Origin of the sequence: uncultured Pseudoramibacter sp. (assembly GCF_903789625.1) — a bacterium.
Lineage (GTDB): Bacteria > Bacillota > Clostridia > Eubacteriales > Eubacteriaceae > Pseudoramibacter > Pseudoramibacter fermentans.
Window position 1 is genome coordinate 41434 of record NZ_CAIFFF010000013.1, and the last position, 11332, is coordinate 52765.

Here is an 11332-nt window from a genome sequence, read left to right on the forward strand (position 1 = left end):
ATTTATGAAAACGAGAGTTGCGGTGATTTCGATCATCATTCGAGATAAAAACGAAGTAGAAAAAATTAACGAAATGCTTCACGAAGCGTCAGACTATATCATCGGGCGCATGGGCATTCCCTATCGTCAGAAAAACATCAATCTGATCAGCGTCGCGGTGGACGCGCCGGAAGGCGTGATTTCGGCGCTGTCCGGCAGCATCGGCCAGCTCCCTGGCGTCACGGTGAAGACCGCTTATTCAGACGTCATCACGGAAACCCCATGATCCAGCTGGTGTTTTACGGAAAGGGCGGCATCGGCAAATCGACGACGGTGTCCAATATCGCGGCGGCGCTGGCTGAGCGTGGCCTGCGCGTCGTCCAGATCGGCTGCGACCCGAAGGCGGATTCGACGATGAACCTGTGCCACGGTCAGAAAATTCCGACAGTGATGGACATGTGCCGGAAAGTCAACGACGCCTTCGATTTAGAGGATGTGGTCGTACAGAGCGCAAGCGGCGTATACTGTGCCGAGACCGGGGGGCCGCTGCCCGGTGTCGGCTGCGCCGGGCGGGGTGTGATCACGGCTCTCGAAAAGCTGACCGAAAAAGGCCTTTACGAAAAGCTCGCGCCGGACGTCGTGCTTTACGACGTGCTGGGGGATGTGGTCTGCGGCGGATTCGCGATGCCGATGCGGAAAAAATACGCTCAGTCGGTTTACATTCTGACCTCCGGCGAGGCCATGCCGATTTATGCGGCAGCCAACATCGCGATGGCGGTCGATCATTTTAAGGCGCGGCATTACGCAAGGCTCGGCGGCTTTATCTTAAACCGCAGACAGAACGCGGATGAAACCCAGCGCGTTGAGCAGCTGGCTCAAGATTTTCACAGCACCATCGTCGGCACTTTGGCTGATTCCGAGATGGTCAGGGCCGCGGATAATGCTCACCGCATTGTGCTCGAGACGGCGGCCGATTCGGAAATGGCGGCAGCCTACCGGCGGCTGGCTGAGACGATTTACGCCCGCGAGACGGGAGGTGCGCCATGTTAAAGCGCGTGAGAGCTGATTTTTCAGAGGCCAGCCTTCCAATTTCTCAGGCGCATTTTCCCGCGCCCTTTGCGGCCGGTTTGGAATTTAACACGCCGGAGCACAGCCACTGGAATATTGTGCACATTGGGATGCAGCTGCCCGAGAGCCGGCAGATTTACATCTGCGGCGACAACTGCATGCGCGGCGTCGTGATGACCGCGGACGAAATGGACGCGGGCGACCGCTTCGGCATGGTGCTGCTCGAGGACAAGGACTTGATGGACAGCGACCTGACTGAGGTGACGCTGCAGGGTATCATCGGCTGCATCGAAAAATGGCAGAGGCGCCCGAAGGCGGTGTTGGTTTTTCCCGTTTGTCTGCACCATTTTATGGGGACCGACATGGATCGGGTTTACGAGGTGCTCGAGGCCAAATACCCGGATATTTTCTGGCTGAGGTGCTGGATGGACCCGATCATGCAGAAACGCGGTACGACGCCGGACGAGCGGGAGCGCCTGGAAATGACGCGGCCGCTGTACGATCTGCCGGCGGATCCCGCTCAAGTGAATTTAATCGGCGCGGATACGCCGCTGGGTTCAGAACAGACCAACGATTTTGCCGCATTGTTCGCGCGGCACGGCGTTCAGGTCAACACCACAGGCGCCTGCCCGGATTTTGAAGCGTACCGAAAGACCGGTGCGGCCGCTGTGGAAGTTTATGTGTCGCCCATGGCGAGGCTGGCGGCAGAAGGGGTGGCCGCGCGGTTGAACCGCCCGAGTTTTTATTTGAGCGCGGGCTGGCGGGACGCAGAGATCGAGGCAGCGCTGGCGCCCGTCGCGGCCCATTACGGCTGGGACGTGTCCGACTTCCTTAAAACGCGAAAGACGGCTGCAGAAAAGGCAGTGGCGGCAGCGAAAACACGTGTCGGCCGGATGCCGATCGCCATTGATACCGTCGGCGTCTTCAGACCCTTGAGCTTGGCGCGGTTCTTAATCGAAGCGGGATTCAACGTGGTGCGCCTCTACGCGGACGGTTTTTTAGACGAAGAAAAAACAGATTTTGACTGGCTGCGCTCCCACGCGCCGAGTGTCATCGTCTGTTCGACGCTGCGTCCTGAAATGCGGCGGTGGCCGGCGCCTGACGAAAAGGTTTTGGCCATCGGCCCGAGAGCGGCATGGTTTGAAAAGAGCCGCTATTTTGTTCAGATGGTCGCCAACGGCGGTCTCTGGGGCTACGGCGGCCAAGCGGCCTTAATGCAGGAAATGTGCAGCGCACTGGATTGTCCGAAGGATCCGAAGCCTGTGATCGGACAGAAGGGATGGGGGTGTACCTGCGTACTATGAGACAAGTATATACCCAAGTGCCTTGTTACGCCGGAGACGTGTCCGGCGCGGCCTCTGCGCTCTACGAGCTTGGCGGCATGGTCGTGATTCACGATCCTTCTGGATGCAATTCGACTTACAATACCCACGACGAAACCCGCTGGTACGATAAAGAAAGCCTGATTTTCATCTCGGGGCTCAACGACATGGACGCGATTGTCGGCAACGACGAAAAATTGGTCGACGACGTGGTCGAGGCGGCTCAAAACCTGCATCCACGGTTCATTGCGCTGTGCAATTCGCCGATCCCGTACATTATTGGGACGGATTTTGAAGGCCTTTCCGAGATGATCGCGGATCAAACCGGCGTGCCAGTATTCTACATTCCGACCAATGGATTGCACGACTACGTCGACGGCGCGGGCCGGGCCTTTGAAGCTGTGGCCGAGATGCTGGTCGACGATTTGGGCGAGGCGAAGCGGCCCCACAGCGTGAATATTCTCGGCCTGACGCCCCTCGATTTCGACGCGCCTGGCAGTGCCGTCTCTCTTGAGCAGAAGCTCGTCGATGCCGGATGGCAGATTCAATCCAACTGGGCGCTGGACAGCGATCCCGAGGCAATTTGCGGAGCAGGCCGCGCAGCGGTTAACCTCGTGGTGTCCTCGACTGGATGGCGCGCAGCCAAGGTGCTTAAGGCACGGTTTGGAACGCCGGCAGTGGCGGGCTGTCCAGTCGGCAGTTTTTCAGAAACGCTCTTTGACGCCCTTGAACGCAGCGCCAGAGACGGCCGGACGCGGCTTCCTTATTTGGACGGGATTCAAGGTCAACCATCTGACGAAGTGCAGACCGCCGTCATCGGCGAAGCCGTTCAGGCCGGTTCCATTGCCGCGGCGTGCGCGGCTGAACAGCGCGGACCGGTCCGCGCAGTAGTACCGACAGAATGCTCGAAGGCGCTGTGCGCGGGCCAGGTTATTTCCGTGAATGGGGAGGCGGCAGTTAAGACAGCGGTTGGCGGCGCGGAAGCCGTGATGGCAGATCGGCTTTACGCTCCGCTGGTGCCGGATCAGGCGAAGCTGATCCCCCTGCATCATTTTGCTTTTTCTGGGAGGATCGGCTATGACCGCGCGGTGAATTTTTTTGACAACGGTGAATTCAGCAATTTAGCGAAGGAGATCAAAAATGGCAACACTCAATGAAACACCGGCAGGTGAACGGCTCCACATTACCTTTTTCGGAAAGCGCAACGCTGGAAAATCCAGCGTCGTCAACGCGGTGACAGGACAGGATCTGGCGGTAGTGTCGGAAAAAGCGGGAACGACGACCGACCCGGTGGAAAAAACGATGGAAATTCTGCCGCTGGGTCCGGTGTTGATTGTGGATACTCCAGGAACCGATGACGTCGGCGAGCTCGGCGCTAAACGCGTCGCGAGAAGCTACCGGGAAATGGAACGCACGGATATCGCGGTTCTGGTCGTCGACGGCGGAAAGGGCCTGTCCGAAGAAGACAAGGCGCTGATCAGCCGCTTTAAAGAAAAAGATCTGCCCTATCTGGTGGTGTACAATAAGGCTGACCTCAGAGAAAATCTGCCTGATCGCGGTGACAACGAAATCGACGTGTCGGCGAAAACCGGCTGGCATATCGACGAACTCAAGGAAAAAATCGCGGCGATGCAGCCGAAATCTGAGGACAAGCCGATTATCAGCGATTTGGTCGCCATGGGCGACGTGGTGGTACTCGTGATTCCAATCGACGAATCGGCGCCGAAGGGGCGGCTGATTCTGCCGCAGCAGCAGGTCCTCCGCGAACTGCTTGACATCGGGGCGATGGGCATCTGCTGCCGGGAAACGGAGCTGCCTGAAACACTGGCCTCTCTGCAAAACCCGCCGGCACTGGTCGTGACGGACTCCCAGGCCTTTAAGAAGGTGGCTTCGGTCGTGCCGCGGTCGGTGCTGCTGACGTCCTTCTCGATTTTAATGGCGCGGCACAAGGGCTTTTTAAAGACGGCCGTCGATGGCGTGCACGCGCTGGATCATCTGCAGGACGGGGACAGGATTTTGATGGCGGAAGGCTGTACCCATCACAGACAGTGCTACGATATCGGGACGGTCAAGCTGCCTCATTGGATTCAGAAGCAGACGGGGAAGCAGCTCGTTTTTGAAACATCGTCGGGCAAGAGTTTTCCGGCGGATTTAAGTCCATACGCGATGGTGGTGCACTGTGGCGGGTGCATGCAGAGCGGGACGGAAATCAAATCGAGAATGGCAAGGGCGGTGCGCCAGCACGTGCCCTTTACGAATTACGGCACGGTCATCGCCGAAATCAACGGCATTTTAGACCGCAGCCTCGAGGTGCTGGATGGCCACGAAAAATGAGGAACGCATCAAACGGCTGACCGAGACCCACAATCTTCCGCGGGAGGATTTTAAGCAGCTGCTGAGCACACTCACCGACGCAGAGGCTGAAATACTTTACGCCGCGGCCCGCCGTGTCCGGGAAGCGGTGTACGGCAAGGCCGTCTACCTCCGCGGCCTCATCGAATTTACCAACGTCTGCAAAAACAACTGCTATTACTGCGGCATCCGGCGGGACAATGCGCGTATTTCCCGTTACCGTTTAGACGACGAGACAATTTTAGACTGCTGCGATCGGGGCTACGATCTCGATTTCAGAACTTTCGTGCTTCAGGGCGGAGAGGATCCGGCCTATTCCGACACGCGGATCTGCAATTTAGTCCGCGAGATCAAGGCACGCCACCCGGACTGTGCGGTGACGCTGTCGATCGGGGAGAAATCCGAGGCCAGCTACCGCGCCTATTTCGAAGCTGGCGCCGACCGGTATTTGCTGCGCCATGAGACGGCCAATCCCGAGCATTACAGGGTGCTGCATCCGCCGGAGCTGTCCGGCGAAAATCGAAAGCGCTGTCTCAAAACGCTGAAGACCATTGGCTATCAGGTCGGCGCCGGCATGATGGTCGGTTCACCCGGCCAGACTCTGGATTATCTGGTCGACGACCTCATATTCATGCGCGAGCTTCAGCCGGAAATGATCGGCATTGGCCCGTTCATTCCCCAGAAGGACACGCCCTTTGGCACTCAAGCGCAGGGGAGCCTCGAGATGACGCTGCACCTGCTGGCGATCATCCGGCTGATGCAGCCGGACGTGCTGCTGCCGGCGACAACGGCCCTTGGGACCATTGACCCGACCGGACGGGAAAAGGGCATACTGGCCGGCGCCAACGTCGTCATGCCCAATCTTTCGCCGACCAGCGTCCGCGGCAAATACCTGCTCTACGATGGGAAGATCTGCACTGGCGACGAGGCGGCCGAATGCAGGCGGTGCATGGCGCTGCGGATCGAACGGACCGGCTATCACGTCGCGGTCGACCGAGGCGATCACATCGCAGCGCAGAAATAAAAAATAGAAAAGGAATTTAAAATGTCTACACCCGAAATGACCCACTGTATGTTTTGCGGCTCACCGCTGCTGCACCGTTATCTGAAAGACGAGGGCATCGTGCCTTACTGCCCCGTCTGCGAGGAATACCGTTTTCCGGTGTTTAACACGGCCATCAGCACCATTGTGATGAATGAGGATCAGGACCATATTCTGCTGATCCAGCAGTATGGTCGGCCGAGCTACATTTTGGTGGCGGGCTACGTCAACCGAGGCGAGGACGCCGAGCACGCGGTGCGTCGAGAAGTGAATGAAGAGATGCATTTAGAGGTTCAAAAGCTGAAGTTCAACCGGTCCCATTACTTTAAGCCCACGAATACCTTGATGCTCAATTTTACGGCGATTGTGAAGGGCAAGCCTGAGCCGAACTGGGAAGTCGACAAGTGGAAATGGTTCACTGTTGACGAGGCCAGAGAGGCCATCCGTCCCAACAGCCTGGCCAAGGATTTTTTAATCGGCTATTTGGACGGGACTTATCCCTTTTAATTTTTTGAATCAGCGGAGGCGGACATGCGGCTTTTTATCGGTATCCATTTGTCAAAATCACAGCGTCGGGCCATTGCCCGGGCACAGGCGGATTTAAAACGTCAGGGGGTGACTGGCCGTTTTACACCGGAGGAAAACCTGCATCTGACGCTGGCGTTTTTGGGTGAGTGTGATCCAAATCAGCGTGATACCGCAGTGCGCGTGCTGAAAAAGATGCGTTTTGCGCCTTTTCATCTCAAGCTTTCCCAGAGCGGGCGTTTTGGCGACACGATCTGGGCGGCCCCGGACAGTCAGCCAAAGCTTGCCGAATTGGCCGATCACCTCAGACAGGCCCTCGACCGAGCGGGCATTGCCTACGATCGTAAGCCCTTCAGGCCGCACATCACGATGCTGCGCAAAGCGAAAAGCGCGGGGGCCTTCGACGTGCATCTGGACCGGTCTGACGGCGTGGTGACGCGCGTCGCCCTGATTCAGTCTGAGCTGGGGACCCATGGTCCGCGCTATACCGACATTTTCACCGTCGACGACCGCGGCCGGACCTGGCGGAGGAAGCCGGACACCCCGGCTAAACGGATGACCCGCGACAGCAAATTTTTAAGTCTCGTCCTCCGGCACCATCCGGAAAAAATCGGCATCACCTTGGACCGCCACGGTTGGGCGGATGTGGACGCGCTGATCGCCGGTATGGCCAGAACCCGCACTTTTGATCGGCCTTATCTTGAAAAAATTGTCCGCACCGACGCGAAGCAGCGCTACGCGTTCAACGCCGATCACACCAAAATCCGGGCGAATCAGGGGCATTCGATCCCTGTAGACGTGGAGCCCGAGCAGCTGACGCCGCCCGATATTTTGTGGCACGGCACCGGCGAAAAATCGGTGGCGGCCATTTTAAGAGAGGGGCTTCTGCCGATGGGCCGGCTTTACGTGCACCTGTCAAAGGATCCCGAGACGGCGAAAAAAGTCGGCAGCCGCCACGGCAGGCCGGTCGTCTTCCAGATCGACGCCAGGCGGATGGCCAAGGACGGTCTGGTCTTTTACCTTTCGGCCAACGGCATTTGGATGACGAGGGTGGTGCCGCCGGCGTATCTGAAAATTTTTTTGCGTCCGTCTTGACAGATGACGGCGTTTTCTCTATACTGTTTTATGTAAAAAATAAATATTTCAATCTTCAGGGTTGGGTGAAATTCCCTATCGGCGGTAAAGTCCGCGAGCCATTTGGCATGATCCGGTGCAATTCCGGGACCGACGGTTATAGTCCGGATGGAAGAAGATCGAACCCTTTTTGTTGAGCTCGACGCCCTGATTTTTCAGGGCGTTTTTTTATTGGCGTCCTGGTAGAAAGGAAGCTGCATGACAGAAAAAGAAACAGCAGACAGAGAAGCCTACATGCGAAGAGCCTTGGCTCTGGCGCGGCAGGCAGACGGCCGCACGTCGCCCAACCCGATGGTGGGCTGCGTGGTCGTCAAAGACGGACGGATCATCTCCGAGGGCTTTCACGAGTACATCGGCGGTTATCACGCAGAGCGCAACGCCCTGCTTCACTGCCATGAGGATCCGGCAGGCGCAGATTTGTACGTCACCCTTGAACCGTGCTGCCACACTGGCCGCACGCCGCCGTGCACCGACATCATCATCGAAAAGAAAATCGCCCGGGTCTTTGTCGGGGCGATGGATGTCAATCCGATCGTTGCCGGCAAAGGGGTTCAGATTTTAAGAGACGCCGGCATTGAAGTCACAACCGGTATACTTGAGGACGACTGCCGAAAACTCAATGAGGTCTTTGAATATTACATGACGGCGCATCTGCCCTTTGTCGACGCGAAATACGCGATGACATTAGACGGCAAGATCGCGACAGCGTCTGGCGACTCCAAATGGGTCAGCGGTGAGGCCTCGCGCAGAGCGGTTCACCAGCTTCGCCGGCATTACAAGGGAATCATATGTGGCATCGGCACTGTGCTCAGTGACGATCCGATGCTCAACTGCCGCATCGCAGACGGCGTCGATCCCGTCCGCATCGTCTGCGACACCCATCTGCGCATGCCGCTGGACGCGGCCCTCGTGAAGACGGCAAAGGACATCCCGACGTGGGTGCTCACCGGAGCGGAGGCAGATGCGGACAAGCGGGCGGCGCTGAAAGCGCAGGGCGTTCAGGTCATCTCCTCTGAGTTAGACACATCGGGAGAGATCGATCTTAAAAAGGCGTTAGTGGTCTTGGCTGAACGCGAAATCGACGGCATCCTTCTCGAAGGCGGCGGGACGCTGATGGGATCGATGTTGAAAGCCCGGCTGATCAACAAGGTTCACGCCTTTGTCGCGCCAAAAATCGTCGGCGGTGTCGGTGCGCCCTCGCCGGTCGGCGGCGTCGGCGTCGATAAAATGAGTCAGGCGGTGCAGTTGAACGGCGTCGCAGTCGCCTCTTACGACCGCGATCTCTGCATCACCGGTTATCCGGTCTACACGGAATAAAAGAGAGGAGTACGAATGTTTACAGGCATTGTGGAAGAAATCGGCACGATTCAGGGCATTAAAAAGGGCGCGCGCTCCTGCATTTTGACCGTCGGCTGCAGCACGGTACTCGACGGCACGCAGATCGGCGACAGCATCATGACCGACGGCGTCTGTCTGACGGCGACGACGGTTGGCAGCCGGTACTTTACGGCGGACGTCATGGCCGAAACCCTCAACCGCAGCGCGCTGGCGAAACTTAAAGTTGGAGACGGCGTCAATCTCGAACGGGCGATGCCCGCGGACGGCCGCTTCAACGGCCACATGGTCGCAGGTCACATCGACGGCGTCGGCATCATTACCGACAGGCGGCGGGACGACAACGCGGTGTGGTTCACGGTTAAGACGCCGAAGGATATTTTGAATTACATCGTCGAAAAGGGGTCCATCGCGATGTCCGGCATCAGCCTGACGGTAGCGGACGTAGACGACACATCTTTTAAAGTGTCGATCATCCCGCACACGCTGGAGGTGACGGCGCTGGGACAGAAGGACGTCGGCGACGCGGTCAATCTCGAATGCGATATGGTTGGGAAGTACATCGAAAAATGGTGTGACCGGATGCTGACGGGAGATGAAAACAATCAAAAAGACAGCGGCTTAAGCCTTGAATTTTTAAAGAAATACGGCTTTTAATCATACAGAGTATAGAAGGATAGAAAAGAGACAACAAATGGCAAAATCAATAGGTACAATCGAACAGGCAGCGCAGGATTTAAGAGATGGCAAGATCATCCTGTGCATCGACGACCCGGACCGTGAAAACGAAGGGGACATGATCTGCGCGGCGGAATTCGCAACACCGGAAAACGTGAATATGATGGCCAGTGAGGCCAAGGGGCTGATCTGCATGCCGATGAGCGAAGCGTGGTGTCAGAAGCTGGATCTGCCGCAGATGGTCGACGAAAATTCGGACAACCACAGCACAGCCTTTACCGTTTCCATCGACCATGTCGACACGACGACCGGCATTTCAGCTTACGAACGGTCGTACACGGCGATGAAAACCGTCGCCGATGACGTGAAGCCCGAAGCCTTTAGACGGCCGGGCCATATGTTTCCGCTTCAGGCCAGACGCGGCGGGGTTTTGACCCGCGGCGGCCACACCGAAGCGACGGTCGACCTGATGAACATTGCCGGCTTGAAACCTGTGGGGCTGTGCTGCGAAGTGATGCGGGACGACGGCACGATGATGCGCACCTCCGAATTGTTGGAATTAGCTGAAAAACACGATTTCACTGTAGTGACTATCGACGATTTGATTAAATACCGCGTCAAGAACGACACGATCATGGTCCGGGAAGCCGAAGCCAATCTGCCGACAGCCTACGGCAATTTTAAAATCTACGGCTACCGCAATAAAATCAACGGGGAACACCACGTCGCATTGACGATGGGCGACGTGGCCAACGGCGAGCCGGTGCTCTGCCGCGTGCATTCTGAATGCTTGACTGGGGACGTCTTCGGTTCCTCACGCTGTGACTGCGGCGATCAGCTGCACCAAGCCATGCGCCAGATCGCCAGAGAAGGCCGGGGCGTGCTGATCTATTTGAGACAGGAAGGCCGCGGCATCGGGCTGATCAACAAAATCAAGGCCTACGCCCTTCAGGAACAGGGTTACGACACGGTTGAAGCCAATATCAAGCTGGGCTTTCCACCAGATCTGAGGGATTACGGCGTCGGCGCGCAGATTCTCCGGGACATCGGTGCGAAGCGGCTGCGCCTGTTGACGAACAACCCGCAGAAAATCACAGGGCTTTCCGGCTACGGTATTACGATCGAAGAACGGGTGCCGATTGAAATCGAGGCTCAGCCTTACGATTACAACTACTTGATGACGAAGCAGAATCGAATGAACCACATGACCCATTACGAACACGACCGTCACGTGCACGCTTATCCAATCAGCTACAGCAAGGCGGAAAAAGCGAAAAAGAACGATAATTTAAAGAATAAAAAGAATTGAGAAAGAAGGCAAAATCATGAACAAATTAGAAGGTAAGGTTGTTGCACAACAGATTAAGGTCGCCATCGTAGCGGCGCGTTTTAACGAATTCATCGTGTCGAAGCTGGTCTCCGGCGCGCAGGACGCGCTGATCCGCCACGGCGTCAACGACGACGACATCGACATCGCCTGGGTGCCCGGCGCCTTTGAAATTCCGCTGATCGCCCAGAAATTCGCTCAGTCCGGCAAATACGACGCGGTGATCTGCCTCGGGGCAGTCATTCGCGGCGCAACCAGCCATTACGATTACGTCTGCAACGAAGCCAGCAAGGGCATCGCGCAGGTCAGCCTGAACACAGGCATTCCGGTGCTCTTTGGTGTTCTGACGACTGAAAATATCGAACAGGCCGTCGAACGTGCGGGGACCAAGGCGGGCAACAAGGGCTACGACGTGGCCTGCTCCGCGATCGAAATGGTCAACCTGATCAAGAACATCGAAAAATAATCCGGCTCAATAAAAAACAGAGCAATTTGAAATTTTCAAATCGCTCTGTTTTTAGTACCATAAAAGTGTAGCAAGACAGAGAAGAAATTCTTTCATCCTGCTGC

The 11332-nt window shown here is 56.8% G+C and carries 12 protein-coding genes and 1 riboswitch; all 12 genes read left to right on the plus strand.

The window, feature by feature from the left end; all coding sequences use genetic code 11:
* Window positions 1–4 precede the first annotated feature (4 nt).
* Window positions 5–265 carry a TM1266 family iron-only hydrogenase system putative regulator gene (locus QZX60_RS07600; RefSeq protein WP_295363227.1) on the plus strand — a complete coding sequence of 87 codons (261 nt, stop codon included), beginning with the start codon at window positions 5–7 and terminating at the stop codon, window positions 263–265.
* Window positions 262–1029 (plus strand): AAA family ATPase, encoded by a 768-nt coding sequence (locus tag QZX60_RS07605; RefSeq protein ID WP_295363230.1) that lies wholly within the window; start codon window positions 262–264, stop codon window positions 1027–1029. Before QZX60_RS07600 ends, QZX60_RS07605 begins: the two co-directional genes overlap by 4 nt.
* Window positions 1023–2351: a nitrogenase component 1 gene (locus QZX60_RS07610; RefSeq protein WP_295363233.1), complete on the plus strand. Its 1329-nt coding sequence runs from the start codon at window positions 1023–1025 to the stop codon at window positions 2349–2351. The genes QZX60_RS07605 and QZX60_RS07610 overlap by 7 nt, the downstream gene beginning before the upstream one ends.
* Window positions 2348–3526 (plus strand): nitrogenase component 1, encoded by a 1179-nt coding sequence (locus QZX60_RS07615; protein ID WP_295363236.1) that lies wholly within the window; start codon window positions 2348–2350, stop codon window positions 3524–3526. The genes QZX60_RS07610 and QZX60_RS07615 overlap by 4 nt, the downstream gene beginning before the upstream one ends.
* Window positions 3510–4703: a [FeFe] hydrogenase H-cluster maturation GTPase HydF gene (gene hydF, locus QZX60_RS07620; protein ID WP_295363239.1), complete on the plus strand. Its 1194-nt coding sequence runs from the start codon at window positions 3510–3512 to the stop codon at window positions 4701–4703. The genes QZX60_RS07615 and hydF overlap by 17 nt, the downstream gene beginning before the upstream one ends.
* Window positions 4687–5745, plus strand: a complete 1059-nt coding sequence (hydE, locus tag QZX60_RS07625; RefSeq protein WP_295363242.1) for a [FeFe] hydrogenase H-cluster radical SAM maturase HydE — start codon at window positions 4687–4689, stop codon at window positions 5743–5745. The genes hydF and hydE overlap by 17 nt, the downstream gene beginning before the upstream one ends.
* A 21-nt stretch (window positions 5746–5766) precedes the next feature.
* On the plus strand, window positions 5767–6270 hold the full coding sequence (locus QZX60_RS07630; RefSeq protein ID WP_295363244.1) for an NAD(+) diphosphatase: 504 nt from the start codon (window positions 5767–5769) through the stop codon (window positions 6268–6270).
* Window positions 6271–6294: 24 nt separating this feature from the next.
* The gene (gene thpR / locus QZX60_RS09305; protein ID WP_363174789.1) at window positions 6295–7383 is read left to right on the plus strand and encodes an RNA 2',3'-cyclic phosphodiesterase; all 1089 of its coding nucleotides are present in this window, start codon (window positions 6295–6297) and stop codon (window positions 7381–7383) included.
* A gap of 47 nt (window positions 7384–7430) precedes the next feature.
* Window positions 7431–7546: riboswitch (FMN riboswitch) on the plus strand.
* 74 nt (window positions 7547–7620) lie between these two features.
* A complete protein-coding gene (gene ribD / locus QZX60_RS07645; RefSeq protein WP_295363246.1) occupies window positions 7621–8739 on the plus strand; it encodes a bifunctional diaminohydroxyphosphoribosylaminopyrimidine deaminase/5-amino-6-(5-phosphoribosylamino)uracil reductase RibD in 1119 nt (372 codons plus the stop codon).
* A gap of 15 nt (window positions 8740–8754) precedes the next feature.
* Window positions 8755–9414: a riboflavin synthase gene (ribE, locus tag QZX60_RS07650; protein ID WP_295363249.1), complete on the plus strand. Its 660-nt coding sequence runs from the start codon at window positions 8755–8757 to the stop codon at window positions 9412–9414.
* 37 nt (window positions 9415–9451) lie between these two features.
* Window positions 9452–10744 carry a bifunctional 3,4-dihydroxy-2-butanone-4-phosphate synthase/GTP cyclohydrolase II gene (locus QZX60_RS07655; protein WP_295363252.1) on the plus strand — a complete coding sequence of 431 codons (1293 nt, stop codon included), beginning with the start codon at window positions 9452–9454 and terminating at the stop codon, window positions 10742–10744.
* Window positions 10745–10760: 16 nt separating this feature from the next.
* Complete coding sequence (ribE, locus tag QZX60_RS07660; RefSeq protein ID WP_295363255.1) at window positions 10761–11228, plus strand: 6,7-dimethyl-8-ribityllumazine synthase; 468 nt, start codon at window positions 10761–10763, stop codon at window positions 11226–11228.
* Window positions 11229–11332 lie beyond the last annotated feature (104 nt).